The organism is Mycobacterium colombiense (assembly GCF_001672755.1).
GTDB classification, from domain to species: Bacteria; Actinomycetota; Actinomycetes; order Mycobacteriales; family Mycobacteriaceae; genus Mycobacterium; species Mycobacterium colombiense_C.
Map to the genome: position 1 here is coordinate 1 of NZ_LZKI01000189.1, position 17504 is coordinate 17504.

Below are 17504 nucleotides of genomic sequence, written 5' to 3' on the forward strand. Positions count from 1 at the left end.
GCGCTGGTAGAGGTCTCGCCACAGGTCGAGCGCCGGCACTTCGGGGTACCAGACGAACCCCGAGTAATCGGCGTCGCGGGCCGCCACGATGCCGCCCGGCGCGCACACTCGCCGCATCTCGCGCAGGGCTGCTACCGGATCGGCAACGTGCTGCAACACCTGATGGGCGTGCACGACATCGAAAGTGCCGTCCGGGAATTCGAGGTTGTGCACGTCGGCGGTCGCGAACGAGACGTTGGACAGATTGCGACGCCGATTACTCGGGGTTCGTCTGGTACCCCGAAGTGCCGGCGCTCGACCTGTGGCGAGACCTCTACCAGCGCGTCGCGCGCGCCAACCGCGGCGAACCGGATGCGGGGCGGCGACTGCTGTCGTGGGCGCAGCAGGCTGGATTCGGCGACGTCACGCCCACGGGCAGCCTGTGGTGCTATGCCACGCCCGCGACGCGCGACTGGTGGGGCGGAATGTGGGCCGACCGAATTCTGCACTCCGCCATCGCACGCGACCTGGTGAGCCTCGATCTGGCCACCACCGCGCAGCTCGAGGAGATCTCCGCCGGGTGGCGGGAATGGGCCGCCGCTTCGAACGGCTGGATCGCCATCCCGCACGGCGAAATCATCTGCCGCGCATAGGCGCTCAGTCGAGAAACAGGTCCGGAATCGGTTGGTCTCCGCCGCCGTACCGGGACAGGTCCTCGACACCGGCGGAGCGCAGAACATCGGCGTCGATGTAGCAGTTGCCGGTGGCCTCCCGGGCGGGCCGCGTGACGATCTCGACCGCGGCGTCGCCCATGATCTCGGGGCTGCGCGACGACTCGGCAAGCTTGTCCCCGTCGGCCATGTTCGTCACGGCGGCGGTGGCGATATAGGTCTCCGGCCAAAGGCAATTCGACCCGATCCCGGCGTCGGCGAATTCGGCCGCCCAACCCAGTGCCAGCAACGTCATGCCGTATTTGGACAGCGTGTAGGCCGGATGCTCGCCCAACCACCGGGGGTTCATGTTCACCGGTGGCGAGATGGTGAGCACGTGCGGGTTGGCGGATTTCTCCAGGTGCGGCACGCATGCCTTGGTCAGCAGGAAGGTGCCACGCAGGTTGACCTCCTGCATCAGGTCGTATTTCTTGGCCGACAACTTCGCGGTCGGTTCCACCGCGATGGCGCTGGCGTTGTTGACGCAGACGTCGACGCCGCCGAACCGCTGCACCGCAGCATCGACCACGCGTTGCACGTCCTCCTCGCGACGGACGTCGCCGACGACGGCCAACGCCTTACCGCCGGCGGCCTCGACCTCGGCCGCGGCGGTGTGCACGGTCCCGGGCAGGCGGGGATGCGGGGTATCGGTCTTGGCCAGGAGCACCACGTTGGCGCCCAGTCTGGCCGCACCGATTCCGATCGCGAGCCCGATTCCGCGGCTGCCACCGGAGATGACGACGGTGCGATCGACGAGCGAACCGTTGGGCATGGAGCCTCCTTTTACCTGGTCAGGCATGTGGTATTGGCATTCTCTTTTTTTGCAAGTACGTTATTCACCGATGGATAATACGGCCCACACTCCGTCTGGTATCCCGCTGCAGCCCGTATACGGTCCGGCGGACGTAAGCGCGGAGCCTCCGCAACCGGGGCAGTTCCCCTTCACCCGGGGTAACTTCGCGTCCGGCTATCGCGGCAAGCTCTGGACCTTCCGCCAGTACTCGGGATTCGGCACCGCCGAGGAATCCAACCGCCGGTATCGCTACCTGCTGGAGCAGGGCGGGACGGGGCTCTCGGTGGCGCTCGATCTGCCCACGCAGTGCGGATACGACTCCGATGACCCCGAGTTCGGCGAGGAGGTCGGCCGGGTCGGCGTCGCGGTGGACACCCTGGCCGACTTCGAGATCCTGTTCGACGGCATCCCGCTGGACAAGCTCAGCACGAGCATGACGATCAACGGGACGGCGGCGATCCTGCTGGCGTTCTACGTCGCCGCCGCCGAGAAAAAGGGCATCCCGCGGGAAAGGCTCACCGGGACGATCCAGAACGACATCCTCAAGGAGTACGCCTCGCGCGGTACCTGGATCTGGCCGCCGGAGCCGTCGCTGCGACTGATCGCCGACACCATCGAATTCTGCGCGGCCGAGGTTCCCCGGTTCAACGCGATTTCGGTGGCCGGCGCGCACTTCCGCGATGCGGGGGCCAACGCGGTGCAGGAGATGGCGTTCACCCTGGCCGACGGGGTGACGTACTGCGACACCGTGGTGGAACGCGGCCGCATGACCATCGACCAGTTCGCGCCGCAGATCTCGTTCTTCTTCTATACCCATGGGGATTTCTTCGAGGAGATCGCCAAATACCGTGCGGGGCGCCGTCGTTGGGCGACGATCGTGCAGGAGCGCTACGGGGCGAAGACGGCGAAGGCGGCGATGTTCCGCTTCGGCTGCGTGTGTGGGGGCGCGTCGCTGTACGCGCCGCAGGCCCACAACAACATCGTCCGGGTGGCCTACGAGGCGATGGCCGCGGTGCTGGGCGGCGTGCAATCGATGTTCACCGCGGCCTGGGACGAGCCGTTCGCCCTGCCGACCGAGGAGACCACGACACTGGCGCTGCGCACGCAGCAGATCCTTGCGCACGAAACCGGCGTCGCCAGCGTCGCCGACCCGCTCGGCGGCTCCTACTTCGTGGAGGCGCTGACCGATGCGACCGAGGAGCGCATCATCGAGATCATGTCCGACCTCGAGCGGCACGGCGGGATGGTGCAGGCCATCGAGGACGGTTACCTGCAGGGCCTGATCGCCGACGAAGCCTTCAACATGCATCAGGAGGTCGAAGCAGGCACCCGCCCCGTCGTCGGGGTCAACCGGTTCGTGACGGAGCAACTGGCGCACGATGTCGTCACCTACGAACTCGACGCCGAAGGACGTGATCTGCAGCTCAAGCGGCTGGCCAAGGTCAAGGCCGAAAGGGATTCGGCCGCAGTGAAATCCACGTTGGCCGCGCTGTCGCGGTCAGCCGAGGGAGACGACAATCTGATGCACAAGCTGATCGACTGCGCCAACGCGTACTGCACGGTCGGGGAAATGGTCTCCGCGCTCAAGGCGGTATGGGGCGAATTCCAGCAACCGGTGGTGTTCTAGATGGCCGTCCGCGTTCTCGTTGCCAAACCCGGCTTGGACGGGCATGACCGCGGCGCGAAGATCGTCGCCCGCACCTTGCGTGACGCCGGGTTCGAGGTCATCTACACCGGCATCCGCCAGCGGATCGAGGACATCGCCTCGATCGCCGTCCAGGAGGACGTGGCGGTGGTGGGGTTGAGCATCCTGTCAGGGGCCCACCTGGCCCTCACCGCGCGCACCGTGGAGGCGCTGCGGGCCGCCGATGCCGCCGACATCGCCGTCGTCGTCGGGGGCACCATCCCGCACGCCGACGTCCCCAAGCTGCTGTCCGCCGGCGCCGCCGCGGTATTCCCCACCGGGACACCGCTGGACGACCTGGTGCGCGACATCCGCGCACTGACCGGAACGGTGGACATCGACTCGAACGAACCAGTCACGGAGGAACCATGCGCGTCGGAGTGATGATCGGCGCCGAGCGCGGCGACATGGCCCGCAAGGTGGACAAACTGGCCTCCGATATCGAATGGGCCGAATCCGCGGGCCTGGACACGGCGTGGATGCCGCAGGTGCCCAACGACTTCGACTGCCTGACGATGGTGTCGCTGATGGCCGCCCACAGCTCGCGCATCGAATTGGGCACCGCCGTGGTGCCGCTGCAGGCCCAGCACCCGATAGCCCTTGCCCGCCAGGCGCTCTCGACGCACGCGGTGGCCGGTGGGCGGCTGGCGCTTGGCGTCGGGCCGTCGCACCACTGGATCATCCGGGACATGCTCGGCCTGCCGTACGAGAAGCCGGCCGCCTACACCCGCGATTACCTGCAGGTGCTCAACGCCGCCGTTGCCGGTCCGGGATCGGTTGACGTCGAGAACGATTCGTTCAAGGTGCACAATCCGTTGGCTATCGGGGCCGATACCCCGATGCCGGTGCTCGTCGCCGCGCTGGGGCCGGTGATGCTGCAGATTGCCGGTGAACTCGCCGACGGCACCGTGCTGTGGATGGCCGACGAGCGTGCGATCGGTGATCACATCGCGCCGAAGATCACCAAGGCCGCCGCGGACGCCGGGCGGCCCGCGCCGCGGATCGTCGCGGGTATCCCGGTATGCCTGTGTGCGCCTGGGCAAGTCGACGAGGCCAAGGAGCGGGCCAACCGCATCCTGGGCGAGGCCGAGGTGTCGCCCAACTACCAGCGCCTGCTCGACCGCGGCGATGCCCGCGATGTCGGTGATCTGTGTGCGGCCGGCGACGAGGAGGCGATCCTGGCCCGGATGCGCCGATTCGCCGACGCCGGTGTGACGGATCTGTCTGTGCGGCTGCTCCCGATCGGCGACAACCGCGACGAGCTGGTCGCATCCAAGCGACGCACCCGCGAAATGATCGCCTCACTCGCCGCGGAATTGCGGTGACCGCAAACGACACCGGACCGCTGGCCGGGGTACGCATCCTCGAGGTCGGCACCATGCTGGCCGGCCCGTATGCGACCATGCTGCTTGCCGATCTCGGCGCCGAGGTCACCAAGATCGAACCCGCCGGTGGCGAGATCTCCCGCAGCGTCGGCGCCACCTACTTCGCCAGCCTCAACCGCAATAAGTCCAGCATCACACTGGACCTGAATTCCGATGCGGGACAGCAGCGATTGGGCGAACTGGTCGCTGAATCGCACGCGCTGCTGGTGAACCTGAAGCCGTCCGCCATCCGCCGGCTGGGCCTGACCTACGACGAGTTGCGCCGGCACAACGAGAAGATCGTCTGCGTGGCGATCACCGGCTTCGGCCTGTATGGCGGCGACGATCCGGCCTTCGACTACGTGGTGCAGGCGGGCGTCGGCACCGCCGCCCTGACCGGCGACCCGGACGGGCCGCCGACGCTGCCCGGCTACTCCTCGGCGGACAACTCCACCGGGATGACCGCGGCGCTGGGGCTGTTGGCCAAGATCATCTCGGGAACCGGCGGCCAGGTGGATGTGTCGCTGCGCGACGTCATGTTGTCCCAACTGAACTATCACGCGTCCGCCTATCTCAACGGCGGGGTGGAGCCGCAGCGCCGCCCCCACGGCGCCCATTCGTATTACGTTCCGGCACAGCTCTTTCCGACGGCCGAGGGATATCTGGCGCTGTTCATCACGCACGACGGATTCTGGAAGTCGTTTGCCGCCGAAGCGGGCATCGGGGGCTTCGAGACGATGGCCGAGCGAGTCGCCCGGCGCGACGAAGTGCTGACCGTTGTCACCGCGATGCTGGCCACCGACAGCGCCGTCGGGTGGGAACGGCGGCTGCGCCCGCTGGGGGTTCCGGCGGCCGCCGTCCGAACCCTGCCCGAGGCGCTCGAGGCCACGCCGGAAGTGGTTGTGACAGCGGGCGAATTCCGGTTGGTGGGCAGCCCGATCCACGTCTCGGGGTATGAGCCCGAGTACCGGCCCGCGCCGGAGCTTCCCCGGGCGTAGTCGCCCTGCGAGCGTGCGGCCGGCCGCACATTCGAAGGGATCAAGCGGCGCGCCCTGCTCAGACCGGCGCAGGCCCGGTGAGGACAGCCTCAACGATCTTGCGGAACGCCGCCAGCAGACGGCTGCGATCCCCAGCGCGACAAGCCAGTACGACATGGCTGGGTTCGACACCTTCCAACGGGACCGTGGTGATATCCGGCCGCACGCCATTGCCGTGAACACCCGCCGTGATCGCCACGGCCTGCCCCGAGGCGATGAGTTCGAACTTGTCCTCCAGCGCATCGATGAACGGGCCATCGGGTGCCCGGCGACCGTCGGGGCGCGGATCGATGCGCCAGAACGCGCTCCACGCCGGGTCCGAATGCCGCACCCGCGGCATGGGTTCGTCGGCGATGTCGTCGAGGGTGACCGATTTCCGGCCGGCCAAGCGATGGTCGACGGGTATCGCCAGCACCCGCGGTTCGTCGTACAGGATGGTCACGTGCAGCCCCTCGGTCGGAAACGGCAGCCGGGTCACCACCGCGTCCACCCGATGGCCGAGCAACGCATCGAGCGCCTGGTCCCAATCCAAATGCGTGACTTGGACATCGGCTTCGGGATGCTCGCGGCGCATCTCGCGCACCGCGGGCGTGACGATCATGCCCATCGTGTACCCGATGGTGATCCGGCTGGGCTGTGCGGCCGCTCGCGCCTGCGCGGTGGCTTGGGCGGCCGAACGCAGCAGCGCCTTGGCCCGGGGCAGAAACACCTCGCCCGCCTCCGTGAGCCGGGTGCCCTGCGGGGTGCGGTCCAACAGACGGACGCCGAGTTGCTGCTCGAGCCGGCGAATCTGGCGGCTCAGCGACGGCTGCGCGACGCGCAGCGCTGAGGCGGCCCGGCCGAAGTGCCGATGCTCGGCGACGACGACGAAGTAACCCACCAGCCGCAGGTCAAGATCGACCTGCGGTGATGCCGAGTCCGTCATGCGCTCAGTGTAATGGAAGCTCGCCCCGATCACGCGTCAGCAGCCTCGGTGAACTGGTGTGATGCCTGAATTGCATCGCGCCATATGAAACAGGACTTGGACACGGGTTTCCCGCCGCCATTGACTTGATGACATACATCCCACCAGGACCAGAAGGGAAGTCTCATGCATGTCTTTGTCACGGGCGCGACCGGTCACATCGGCTCCGCCGTTGTCGCCGAACTCCTCGACGCCGGGCACCAGGTCACCGGTTTGGCACGGTCGGACGCCGGCGCTGCCGCCTTGCAAGCCGCGGGGGCAACACCGCACCGGGGAGATCTCGACAACCTCGACGGCCTGCGCGACGCGGCCGCGGCGTCCGACGGCGTCATCCACCTCGCCTTCAAGCATGACTTCGACGACTTCGCGGGCGCGGCCGAGACGGACCTGCGCGCCGTGCGCGCCATTGGGGAAGCACTCGTCGGTTCCGATCGGCCATTCGTCAGCACGTCGGGAACGCTGCTGCTTGCGCTGCTGATGCAGGGCGATGTCGCCACCGAGCAGGACACGGTGCCATCCGGCCCGCGGGTTGACTCCGAAAACGCGGTGATCGCGCTCGCCGAGCGCGGCGTTCGGTCGTCGGTGATCCGCCTTGCGCCGCTGGTGCACAGCGACCTCGATCACCATGGCTTCGCCCACCACCTGATCAACGTCGCCCGCGATGCCGGCGTGTCCGGCTACATCGGTGATGGTGCCAACCGCTGGCCAGGTGTGCATACGCTCGACGCCGCGCGCTTGTACCGGTTGGCACTCGAAAATGCGCCCGCCGGAACGCGTTTGCACGGCGTCGCCGATGAGGGAGTGCCGTTCCGGGACATTGCCGCCGTCATCGGTCGTCACCTGGACGTGCCGACGTCCAGCATCGCCGCCGAAAATGCCGGCCACTTCGGCTTTCTCGCGCTCTTCGCGTCGCTGGACAACCCGACGTCGAATGCCTTGACGCAGAAGATCCTCGACTGGCACCCGGAACGACCGGGGCTGCTCGAGGACCTCGACGCCGGCCACTACTTCGGCGAGTGAGCGGAACCGTGACTGACTCAGTGATCGCCTTGGCGCGCGAGGCGCTGGGCCCGATTGGGGCGTGTCTGCCCGTCTCGTTCACCAGCGCACCGCCGGCCGACCTTTTGCGCGAGGCCGCGCGCCGTCTGGAAGACGTCGGGTACGGCGCGGTCTGGACCAACGAGGTCATCGGCAAGGATGCCTTGGTGCAGCTCGCCGTATTGTTGGCCGCCACCGACCGAATGACCTTCGGCACGTGCATCGCCAATGTTTGGGCCCGGCCTGCCCAGACCATGCACGCCGCGGGCGCCCAACTGGCGCAGGCATATCCGGGCAGGCTTGCGCTCGGCCTAGGGGTGGGTTACCCGCAGCAGGCGGCCAGTGTCGGTCGCGAATTCGGCAGCCCGCTGGCCACCATGCGTGACTACCTGGAGGCGATGGACGGCCCGACATGGCCGCCGGCACCGGAAGCGCCGTATCCCCGGATCGTCGCCGCCAACGGGCCGAAAATGCTTGCGCTGGCCGGTGAAAAGGCGGATGGCGCATTTCCTGCCGGGCTGCCTCCCGAGTTCACCGCCCAGGCCCGCGAGGCGTTGGGGCCGGACAAGCTCCTGGTCGTCGGCCTGTCCATGGCGCGCGACATCCAGGCCGCTCGCGAGGCGGTTTCGGCCAGACTGGGTGTGCCATCTCATGCGTCGAGGCTGGTGGAGCTGGGCTACTCGGCCCGTGACGTCGACGAAATGAGCGATCGGCTGATCAATGCGCTTGTCGCGCATGGCGATCCGGCGAACATCGCGGCGAAGGTGGGCGAGCACCTGGCCGCGGGCGCGAATCACGTCGTACTGCTCCCACCCATCGGCGGTGAATTCGAGACCGGCATCTGCCAATTCGAAGAACTGGCGCAGGCATTGACCGGACTCCGACCAGTCGCTTGAACAGTGCCCTCAAAGTCCTTTACCTGAGATAGTTGCCCGTATATCGTGCAACGATGGATCCGCAGCGGGTCGCCGATGAACTCGAAATCACCGCGCTACTCAACAGATACGCCCGCGCCGTCGATTCCAAAGACTGGGACCTGTACCGGTCTGTCTTCACCGACGATGCGCACATCGACTACTCCTCCGCGGGCGCCGCGGCGGGCCCGCGCGACGAGGTGGCCGCGTGGTTGGAGCAGGGCTTCGGCGCCATCCCGATGTCGATGCACTACATCACCAACGTGGAGATCCTGGATCTCGACGGAGATGTCGCGACGGTGCGCGCCATGTTCTACAACCCGATGCAGTTGCCGGGCATGGCGGAGCTGAGTTACTGCGGGGGCTATTACCACCACGAGCTCACGCGCGCGGCCGATGGCTGGCGCAGCCGCAGCCTTCGTGAGGAGAACGTCTGGTTCGTCAACCCGCCGACGGGTTGACCCGCCGGGCTACGTCAGCTGCGCGAGCTGCTTTTCCTGGTAGCGACGCGCCCACTCGGCACGCGAACGGATCGACACGTCTACATCACTTCCCTTGGCGCGCAAGGCCTTGACGTTCGCCTGCAGGCGAGGGGTCCGGGCGAACGGGTCCCAGCCGAAGAACCGGCAGGCGTTGCCCCAGGTGATCTTGTCGATGTCGGAATCGTCGGCGCCGGCGGCGTTCAATTCGGCGAGCACCTGCTCGGGGGCGTCCGGCCAGAAGCAGTCCGAGTGCGGGTAGTCGCACTCCCACGCGATGATGTCGATGCCGATCTCGTGGCGCAGCTTCAGCGACGTCTTGTCGGTGACGTAGCAGGCCAGCGAATGCTCACGAAAGACATCACTGGGCAGCTTGTCCCCGAAGTCGCGGCGGAGCCACTTCTGGTTGGAGTAGTGGCGGTCGCTGCGGTCCAGGTAGAACGGGATCCAGCCGATACCGCCTTCGGAGAAGGCGAATTTCAGGTCGGGATAGTTGCGCATCGCGGGGCCCCACAGCAGGTCCTGGGCGCACATCGCCGAGACCTGGGTGGCCAGAATGATCAGGTTGTCGATCGGCGCGTTGGGCGCCATGCTGATCGCCCCGAAGCCGGTGCCGATGTGCAGGCACATCACCACGTTCTCCTCGGACAGCGTGCGGAACACCGGACCCCAGTAGTCCTCGTCGTGGTAGCTCGGAAGTCCTTCCAGGTGCGGCAATTCCGGCATGGTGACGGCCCGGCAGCCCTTCGCGGCGACGCGGCGGATCTCGGCGCACATGCCCTCGGGAGTCCAGGTCGGCAGGATCGCGATCGGGATGAAGCGGTCCGGGTAGGACCCGGCCCATTCGTCGATGTGCCAGTCGTTGTAGGCCGACACCATCACCAGGGTGACGTCCTCGCGCGTCATGTTGAGGTGCCGGGCCGAAAAGCCGGTGAACGTCGGGAAGCACATCGACGCGAGGATGCCGTTGCGGTTCATGTCGCGGACGCGTTCGTGGACGTCGTAGACGCCGGGGCGCATCTCCGCGAAGCCGGCGGGATCGCGGCCCCACTCCTCGGCCGGCCATGACACCACCGCGTTGAGGCCGCTGACGCCCTGTGGCCTGCCCTGGTACATCCACTGGTCCACGCCCTTGTCATCGGTGACGACGACGGGTGCGTCGTCCCGGTACTTGGCGGGCACGTGTCGCAGGAACATGTCCGGCGGCTCGACCACATGGTCGTCAATGCTCACCAAAATCAGGTCTTCGACCTTCATCAAGCAGTCCTCTCCGTCGCAGCGACTCGAGTGCGAACCCGGTCAGGCGCTGCGCTCCGTGGTGGTTTCGAGCAATCGTGGAATCGGCGCCGGGTCCAGCTGCAGGGCGTCCGACATGTGCAGCTGCCGCGCGTTGGCGATCATGTTGTCCAGAATCGCCTGCAGGTCGTCGCCCTCGATCTCGTAGATGGCGACGTAGGGTCCGTCGGCGGCGACGGGCCGCAGGCGCCGGGCCGAGACGAATCCGTCCAGGGCTACGAGCTCACCGAGGTGCACCTCGTCGTACCAGGTGTTGTACTCCTGTTCGCGCTCGGGCGAGCTGGGTCGGCTCTCCACGAGGATGATGCCCTTGGCCATCGTCGCCACCTCTCTGGCTGCTACTCGTAGCGCACCGTGACCGAGTCCGTATCCGGAACGCCCTGGCACGTCAGAATGTAGCCCTCGGCGACCTCGTCCTCTTCGAGAGCGTCGTTGACCCGCATGGTGGCATGGCCCTCTTCGAGCTTGGCCATGCACGTACCGCAGTTGCCTGCCTCGCAGCTGAACGGCGGTTCCAGACCGGCCCGCCGCGCGGTCTCCAGCAGAGTCTCCCCCGGGACTATGGGCACCGAGACCTTCTTACGGTCGAGATGAATCGTCACCGTGCCGGCGCTGGAGCCGTTTGTTGCCGGATCTGTCACCGGTCTCCTCGATGATCCGGGTGACCGTCACTGAGACCGCCCCCTTCCGTATTTGCATTCTTCAGTATAGAGAATACTATTCTCACGAAGCGATAGCATCTTCTCAAGACTGTATGGATGTCGGGTCAGCCCGGTCTGTCAGGGAAGGACGGGACGTGACCGAGCCGGCGGCGCTCGTGTTCGAGGAACGGCGATTCAGCGTGCCCGAACTCGACGCGTTGGCCGACGGATGGGCCGCGACCCTGGCGAAAGACGGGGTCACGGCGGGCCAACGCGTCGCCGTCATGGCCTCCAACCGGCCGGAATTCCTCGCCGTCGTGCTGGCGATATGGCGACTGGCCGCCACGGCGGTGCTGATCAGTCCGGCGTGGAAACGCGACGAGGTCGACCATGCGATCGCGCTGACCGATCCCGAGCACGCCGTGGGCGACCACCCGGTGCTGGCCGGTCTGATGCCGATGCTGCACCTCGACGAACCGGTCGCGCCCGCGAAGCTGACAGCCGGCGCACCGCCGCCTGCGAGCGACGCGGCGCTGGTGTTCAGTTCCGGCACCACCGGCCTGCCGAAGGCCGTCCGGCACACCCACGCCTCGCTGGACGAGGCGGTGCGGCACTGGCGCCAAGCGCTGCAACTGACCCACCACGACCGGATCCAGGTTGCGACCCCACCGTCACACATCCTCGGACTGTTGAATCTGCTGACCGCGTGGGAGACCGGGGCCTACGTGCGGCTGCATCGCCGGTTCGACATCGACCGGGTGCTGCGGCACATCGAAAGTGACCGCATCACCGTGGAAATGGCGGTCGCTCCCATCGCCCTGGCGATCGCGTCGCATCCCGACCTCGAGTCCTATGACCTGTCGTCGCTGCGCTACATCATGTGGGGTGCCACCCCGGTCACCGTCCACGTCGCAGAGACGGTGACCAGGCGCACCGGAGTCGGGTGGCTTCCGGCCTACGGAACCACGGAACTGCCTGTCGTAGCGTGCAATCCGATCGATGACCCTCACCTGGACACCGTCGGACGGGCGGTGCCAGGCGTCGACCTACGGGTCGTTTCGCTGGAGACCGGCGAGCCGGTCGGCGCGGGCGAGGTCGGTGAGATCCAGGCCCGGTCGGCGTCGCTGATGGCCGGCTACCTCCCGGCCGAGGCGACTTCCGACGCGGTCCGCGACGGGTGGTACCGCACCGGGGATGTCGGCTGGCTCGACGCCGGCGGTTGGCTGCGAATCACCGACCGCCTCAAAGAGATGATCAAAGTGCGCGGCTTCCAGGTCGCCCCCGCCGAAATCGAGACGGTGTTGCACGGTCATCCGGCCGTCAAAGACTGCGCGGTGTTCGGGATTCCGGACGTACTCAACGGCGAGGCCGTCGTCGCCGCGGTCGCCACATCCGCTCCCGTCGATGCGACCCAACTCACCGCCATGGTGGACGAAAGACTGGCGTCGTATAAACATCTGAGCCGGGTGGTGTTCGTCCCCGAAATTCCCCGCCTGCCTTCCGGCAAGGTGCTGCGTCGAGTGCTGAAGGAGCACTATGGATGTACGTCTGACAGCTGAACAACAGCAATTACGCGATGCCGCCGCCAAGCTGGCCGACGATCTCGGGCCGGCAGCGGTGCAGGATCTCGACGACCAGGCTCGAATCACCCGTCTGGACAAGCAGATCGAGAACACCGGCTGGCGGTCGCTGCGATCCGACGGGGCCTCCGGCGTGGAGGTGGCCATCGTGGCCGAGGAATTCGGCCGCCGGCTGGTCGACACACCGTTCCTGGGTCCCGTGCTCGCCGACGATCTGGGCCGCCACGTCGGCGCCGACGTATCGGCGGCGACGGTGGCCGTCGACGATCGGGTGATCGATGCCCGCGGCGCCCGCCGCGCCCTGTCGCTTTCGCGTGGCGCGGTCCTCGCCGCCGATGTGCAGGTTTCGCCGCAGAGCGTCGACCTCACGCGGGCCGACGGCACTGTCGCGGGTTCGCCGGAGACGTTGGGCGACGTGTCGCCGGAGGTCGCCGAGCAATGGCGGGCCCTCGCACTGGTCACCACGACCGCCGATCTGGTGGGCATCGCCCGCGGCGCACACGCCGTCGCCTGTGACTACGCGAAAATCCGTGAACAGTACGGCAAGCAGATCGGCTCGTACCAGGCCATCGCGCACTTGCTGGCCGAAAGCCTTGCGCTGATTGAGGGTTCGGTGAGCGTGTTGCGGCACGCCGCGTGGGGCGTCGACGAGCTTGCCCCCGCCGAAGCCATTCGGGCCGCCCAAATCGCAAAGGTCTACTGCGCGCGCGCCACCCGCACCGTCTGCGAGACGGCTATCCAGGTGCACGGCGGCATCGGCAACACCTGGGAATGCGTGGCGCATGTCTACCTGCGCCGTGCCCTCACATCGACCGAGCTGTGGCCGGTCGCGTTGAAGGAGATCGATCTTGGACTTTCGTGACTCACCCGATGAAGCCGCCTTCCGGGAGCGGCTGCGCGCCTGGCTTGCCGCACACGCCAAGGAGTTCTCGGGCTCGGGCGACGAGTACTGGGTGCGGATGGCCGACTGGCACCGCGCTTTGTACGAGAACGGCTTTTTCGGCCTGTCCTGGCCACGCGACTGGGGTGGCCAGGACCTGGCGCCGGTCTACGACGTGATCGTCGACGAGGAACTGGTGCGCGCCGGTGCGCCGCCGCGCCCCAGCGTCGGCTATCTGGTGTACGGCATCGGCGCCCACGCCAGCGACGAGCTTCGAAAGCGCTTCCTGCCCGGCATCATCAACGGCACCGAGCGGTGGTGCCAGGGCTTCAGCGAACCGGGCGCGGGCTCGGACCTCGCGTCGCTGACCACGACCGCCCGCCTGGAGGGCGACAACTATGTGGTGAACGGGCACAAGATCTGGACCAGCTATTCCGATGTGGCGGACCGGTGTCTGTTGCTGGCGCGCACCGACCCCGGGGCCAAGCGCCACCGCGGCCTGTCCGCTTTCGTTCTCGACATGAAACAGCCTGGCGTGCAACAGCGCCCGCTGCAGATGATCAACGGCGTCACCAATGAATTCGGCCAGGTGTTCTTCGACGATGCGACGGTGCCGGCGGACCGGATGGTCGGCGCACCCGGTGACGGCTGGGCCGTGGCCATGACGGTCGTCGGGCACGAGCGCGAACCGTCCACGCTCGGCTATGCGGCCCGCTACGGCAAACTCGTCCGAGAGCTGTTGTCGCGCAACGATGGTGAAGTGCCCGAGGAGCTGGCGTGGGCCGCGGTGCAGTCGGATATGCTGACCCATCACGTCCGGCGGCGGCTCTCCGAACAGCTCGACGGGGTATCGCACGGCTCGGACGGTTCGCTGGACAAGCTGCTGATGACCTGGGTCGAACAATCCGTCGGGCATGCGGCCCTGGCCGTCGCGGGAACGCGTGATCCCGAGCTGCTGAGCGCCTACCTGTACAGCCGGGCGCAGAGCGTCATGGGCGGGACATCACAAATACAAAAGAACATCATCGCTTCACGGATCTTGGGATTGTAGGAGTGATCGCGAACGCGGGCGAAGCCCGGGTGAAGCGGGTCACGACCATTGAAGTAGGAGTGATCGCGAACGCGGGCGAAGCCCGGGTGAAGCGGGTCACGACCATCGAAGGAGTCTGACGTGTACGACATGCCTACCGAAATCGACGTTCAGGCCGACGGTGCCCTGCGCATCATCACGCTCAACCGCCCTGATTCGCTCAACTCGGTCAACGACAACCTGCACGTCGGACTCGCCCGGCTCTGGCAGCGACTCACCGATGACCCCACGGCCCGCGCCGCGGTGATCACCGGTGCCGGCCGGGCGTTTTCGGCCGGCGGCGATTTCACCTACCTGGAGGAGCTGGCGAACGATGCTGAGCTGCGCGCCAAAACCATCCGGGACGGGCGCGAGATCGTGCTGGGCATGGCCCGCTGCCGAATTCCGGTGGTGGCGGCGGTCAACGGCCCCGCCGTCGGGCTGGGCTGCAGCCTGGTGGCGCTCAGCGACATCGTGTACATCGCCGAAAGCGCCTATCTGGCCGACCCGCACGTGCAGGTGGGGCTGGTGGCCGCCGACGGTGGGCCGCTGACCTGGCCGCTGCACATCAGCCTGCTGCTGGCCAAGGAATTCGCCCTCACCGGCACCCGGATCAGCGCCCAGCGGGCCGTGGAACTCGGCTTGGCCAATCACATTGCGGACGACCCGGTTGCGGAGGCGATCGCCAGCGCCAAAAAGATCTTGGAGCTGCCGCAGCAGGCGGTGGAGAGCACCAAGCGGGTGCTCAACATCCATCTGGAGCGCGCCGTGCTCGCCAGCTTGGACTATGCGCTGTCGGCCGAGAGCCAGTCGTTCGTGACCGAGGACTTCCGCGCCAACGTCGCGAAATTCAACGCGGCCAAGAAGAACTGAGGTTGTAACCGCGCGACGGCCTCAGGCATCATGCCGGCGCAGGAAGTCGCGCATCACCGCATCGAACTTGTCCGGCTCCTCGATGAACGGCATGTGTGCGCTGGCCTCGAACAGCTCGAACCGTGAACCCGGTATCCGCTGGTGCATTTCCCACATGTGTTCGGGCACGCACTCGTCGTACCGGCCCGCGAGTACCAGTGTCGGCACGGCAATTTCGCCGAGCCGGTCGACCACATCCCAGTTCCGGATCGTCCCCACGATGTGAAAGTCGCTGGGGCCGAACATGGTCTCGAAGACTTCGGCGTCCATCTTGCGGAACGCATCCTCGAGCTCGCGCGGCCACGGGCGTACCCGGCACAGGTAGGTCTCGTTCCAGGTTCGGATGGCGGCCTGATACTCCGGCGCGTGCGTGCTGCCGGCGGCCTCATGCCGGTCGATGGCGGCCTGGGTGGCAGGGTCCAGTTCGGACTTCAAGCGCGCCACCATCTTCGCGAACTCCGGGATGGACGCGATGCTGTTGGAAATGGTCAGGCTCGCGGCGCCGGCGGGCGCCGCGTCGAGCACATACTGCTGGGCCAGCATCCCGCCCCACGAATTGCCGAACAGGTGGAAGCGGTCCAGATTCAGGGCTCGCACCACGGCGTCCACTTCGGCCACCGAGCGATTCATCGTCCAAAGCTCGCGGTTGGGTGGGCATTTGGAGTTTCCGCAGCCGAGCTGATCCCAGAAGATGACTTCGCGCTCCGTGGCCAACCGCCCCAGCGACCGCAAGTAATCGTGCGGCAGGCCCGGCCCGCCGTGAATGACGAGCAGCGGAAGACCCGCGCCGCCACCGGTCCGCTTGAACCAAATCTCCCCGCCCGGGACTTCGATCGTCCCTTCCGGCGCAGTCGTCGCGTCCGCCATCAGCAGCAGTGTAGGCAGTCCTGGCCACCTGAGGCGGGCTGCGGCGAGGGCCGCTCCTTGCAACTCATACTCTCCTACTGAGAGAATAGTGTTCTCATGAACGTGCGGATGGCTCTCGGAGCGCCGCACCTGCTGGTTGAAGTGGAGAAGACCCGTGTCTGAAGCCGTCATCGTGTCCGCCCTGCGCACCCCCATCGGCACCGCCCGCAAGGGCACACTGCGCGATACCAGTGCGTTCGACCTGGCGCAGCACGTGGTGACCGAAGCGGCGAGGGATCTGGACCCCGCGCGGGTCGACGATGTGATCCTGGGCGAGGGCCTCTACGGCGGCGGCGTGATCGCCCGCCACGCGGCCATCACCGCCGGGCTGTCCCACGTCCCCGGGTTGGCCAACAACCGGCACTGCGCGGCCGGCCAGGCGGCGGTGCAGAGCGCGGCGGCAAGCGTGCGGGCCGGGATGGACGAGCTGATCATCGCCGGCGGCGTGAACGCCGCGTCGACGTCGCCGCGCTCCCGCATCCAGGTGGACGGCGAGTGGGTCGACTGGTTCCCGCCGACCCACCCGGACCGGCCGGACGCGCCGAACATGGACATGTCGATCACTGTGGGCTGGAACGCCGCGGTCAAGGCCGGCGTGAGTCGCGAGGAGATGGACGCCTGGGCGCTGCGGTCACACCGCAATGCCATCGCCGCCATCGACGAAGGTCGCTTCAAGGAGGAGATCGTCCCGATCGAGACGTCGCACGGCCTGTTCTCGGTCGACGAGCACCCGCGTCGCGACACCACCATGGAGAAACTGGCCGCGCTCAAGCCGCTGCACCCCGAGATCGAGGGCTTCTCGATCACCGCCGGCAACGCGTGCGGCGCCAACGACGGTGCGGCGGCGCTCGTCATCGCCAGCGACCGCCTCGACATGCCCGCGCTGGCCACCATCCGGTCCTGGGCATCCGTCGGCGTCGACCCGGCGATCACCGGCCTGGCGCCAGTGGAGGCGATACCGAAAGCCCTTAAGCGGGCCGGACTTTCGACCTCCGACGTCGACCTCTTCGAGATCAACGAAGCCTTCGCCGCGATGTGCGTGGCCACCATCAAACTGCTCGAGCTCGACCCCGACAAGGTCAACGTCAGCGGTAGCGGCTGCTCGCTGGGGCACCCCGTCGCGGCGACCGGAGCCCGGATGCTGGTCACCCTGGTGCACGAATTGCGCCGCCGCGGCGGTGGCATCGGCGTCGCGGCGATGTGCGCGGGCGGTGGCATGGGCTCGGCGACCGTGATCGAGGTCCCGGCTCCATAATGC

General features: G+C 67.2%; 19 protein-coding genes and 1 pseudogene. 13 read left to right on the forward strand and 7 right to left on the reverse strand.

Annotated features, from left to right (window positions below; all coding sequences use genetic code 11):
• The coding region (locus A5708_RS23770; RefSeq protein ID WP_419538352.1) for a methyltransferase domain-containing protein at window positions 1-243 on the reverse strand (243 nt) is incomplete at its 3' end.
• Here A5708_RS23770 and A5708_RS23775 point away from each other — a divergent pair.
• A pseudogene (locus A5708_RS23775) lies at window positions 180-632 on the forward strand (SAM-dependent methyltransferase); the annotation flags it as partial. The gene A5708_RS23770 and the pseudogene A5708_RS23775 overlap by 64 nt on opposite strands.
• A gap of 4 nt (window positions 633-636) precedes the next feature.
• Here the strand turns inward: A5708_RS23775 and A5708_RS23780 are convergent.
• Complete coding sequence (locus A5708_RS23780) at window positions 637-1461, reverse strand: SDR family oxidoreductase (RefSeq protein ID WP_065030963.1); 825 nt, start codon at window positions 1459-1461, stop codon at window positions 637-639.
• 70 nt (window positions 1462-1531) lie between these two features.
• Between A5708_RS23780 and A5708_RS23785 the strand changes: the two genes are divergently transcribed.
• From A5708_RS23785 to A5708_RS23800, 4 genes are read left to right on the forward strand one after another with little or no spacing between them, the layout of a single operon-like run.
• Entirely contained in the window at window positions 1532-3109 is a 1578-nt protein-coding gene (locus A5708_RS23785) for a methylmalonyl-CoA mutase family protein (protein WP_065030964.1), read from the forward strand.
• On the forward strand, window positions 3110-3550 hold the full coding sequence (locus tag A5708_RS23790) for a cobalamin B12-binding domain-containing protein (protein WP_065030965.1): 441 nt from the start codon (window positions 3110-3112) through the stop codon (window positions 3548-3550).
• Window positions 3535-4491: an LLM class F420-dependent oxidoreductase gene (locus A5708_RS23795; protein ID WP_065030966.1), complete on the forward strand. Its 957-nt coding sequence runs from the start codon at window positions 3535-3537 to the stop codon at window positions 4489-4491. Before A5708_RS23790 ends, A5708_RS23795 begins: the two co-directional genes overlap by 16 nt.
• Window positions 4488-5528 carry a CaiB/BaiF CoA transferase family protein gene (locus A5708_RS23800; protein ID WP_065030967.1) on the forward strand — a complete coding sequence of 347 codons (1041 nt, stop codon included), beginning with the start codon at window positions 4488-4490 and terminating at the stop codon, window positions 5526-5528. The genes A5708_RS23795 and A5708_RS23800 overlap by 4 nt, the downstream gene beginning before the upstream one ends.
• Before the next feature lie 58 nt (window positions 5529-5586).
• On the opposite strand, the gene A5708_RS23805 is transcribed toward A5708_RS23800, so the two are convergent.
• Window positions 5587-6492, reverse strand: coding sequence for a LysR family transcriptional regulator (locus A5708_RS23805; RefSeq protein WP_065030968.1), 906 nt, complete (start codon window positions 6490-6492; stop codon window positions 5587-5589).
• Between the two features lie 165 nt (window positions 6493-6657).
• On the opposite strand from A5708_RS23805, the gene A5708_RS23810 reads away from it, so the two are divergent.
• Genes A5708_RS23810 through A5708_RS23820 form a run of 3 tightly spaced genes read left to right on the forward strand, consistent with a single transcriptional unit; the run spans window position 6658 to window position 8944 of the window.
• Complete coding sequence (locus A5708_RS23810; RefSeq protein WP_065030969.1) at window positions 6658-7551, forward strand: SDR family oxidoreductase; 894 nt, start codon at window positions 6658-6660, stop codon at window positions 7549-7551.
• A gap of 20 nt (window positions 7552-7571) precedes the next feature.
• On the forward strand, window positions 7572-8465 hold the full coding sequence (locus A5708_RS23815) for a TIGR03620 family F420-dependent LLM class oxidoreductase (RefSeq protein WP_065031095.1): 894 nt from the start codon (window positions 7572-7574) through the stop codon (window positions 8463-8465).
• A 53-nt stretch (window positions 8466-8518) separates the two neighbouring features.
• Window positions 8519-8944, forward strand: coding sequence for a nuclear transport factor 2 family protein (locus A5708_RS23820; RefSeq protein WP_065030970.1), 426 nt, complete (start codon window positions 8519-8521; stop codon window positions 8942-8944).
• A gap of 9 nt (window positions 8945-8953) precedes the next feature.
• Here A5708_RS23820 and A5708_RS23825 read toward each other — a convergent pair whose 3' ends face one another.
• From A5708_RS23825 to A5708_RS23835, 3 genes are read right to left on the reverse strand one after another with little or no spacing between them, the layout of a single operon-like run.
• Complete coding sequence (locus A5708_RS23825; protein ID WP_065030971.1) at window positions 8954-10219, reverse strand: amidohydrolase family protein; 1266 nt, start codon at window positions 10217-10219, stop codon at window positions 8954-8956.
• Between the two features lie 42 nt (window positions 10220-10261).
• Window positions 10262-10576 (reverse strand): DUF4286 family protein, encoded by a 315-nt coding sequence (locus A5708_RS23830; protein ID WP_065030972.1) that lies wholly within the window; start codon window positions 10574-10576, stop codon window positions 10262-10264.
• Between the two features lie 20 nt (window positions 10577-10596).
• The gene (locus A5708_RS23835) at window positions 10597-10899 is read right to left on the reverse strand and encodes a 2Fe-2S iron-sulfur cluster-binding protein (RefSeq protein WP_065030973.1); all 303 of its coding nucleotides are present in this window, start codon (window positions 10897-10899) and stop codon (window positions 10597-10599) included.
• A gap of 155 nt (window positions 10900-11054) precedes the next feature.
• Between A5708_RS23835 and A5708_RS23840 the strand changes: the two genes are divergently transcribed.
• From A5708_RS23840 to A5708_RS23855, 4 genes are all read left to right on the forward strand, one after another.
• Complete coding sequence (locus A5708_RS23840) at window positions 11055-12458, forward strand: class I adenylate-forming enzyme family protein (RefSeq protein ID WP_065030974.1); 1404 nt, start codon at window positions 11055-11057, stop codon at window positions 12456-12458.
• Window positions 12436-13341 (forward strand): acyl-CoA dehydrogenase family protein, encoded by a 906-nt coding sequence (locus A5708_RS23845; protein WP_065030975.1) that lies wholly within the window; start codon window positions 12436-12438, stop codon window positions 13339-13341. The genes A5708_RS23840 and A5708_RS23845 overlap by 23 nt, the downstream gene beginning before the upstream one ends.
• A complete protein-coding gene (locus tag A5708_RS23850; protein WP_065030976.1) occupies window positions 13328-14410 on the forward strand; it encodes an acyl-CoA dehydrogenase family protein in 1083 nt (360 codons plus the stop codon). Before A5708_RS23845 ends, A5708_RS23850 begins: the two co-directional genes overlap by 14 nt.
• A gap of 120 nt (window positions 14411-14530) precedes the next feature.
• The gene (locus A5708_RS23855) at window positions 14531-15301 is read left to right on the forward strand and encodes an enoyl-CoA hydratase/isomerase family protein (protein ID WP_064882445.1); all 771 of its coding nucleotides are present in this window, start codon (window positions 14531-14533) and stop codon (window positions 15299-15301) included.
• Between the two features lie 21 nt (window positions 15302-15322).
• On the opposite strand, the gene A5708_RS23860 is transcribed toward A5708_RS23855, so the two are convergent.
• Window positions 15323-16207, reverse strand: a complete 885-nt coding sequence (locus A5708_RS23860) for a proline iminopeptidase-family hydrolase (protein ID WP_065030977.1) — start codon at window positions 16205-16207, stop codon at window positions 15323-15325.
• A gap of 154 nt (window positions 16208-16361) precedes the next feature.
• Here A5708_RS23860 and A5708_RS23865 point away from each other — a divergent pair, with 154 nt between their 5' ends.
• Complete coding sequence (locus A5708_RS23865; protein ID WP_065030978.1) at window positions 16362-17501, forward strand: thiolase family protein; 1140 nt, start codon at window positions 16362-16364, stop codon at window positions 17499-17501.
• The last annotated feature ends 3 nt before the right edge of the window (window positions 17502-17504 follow it).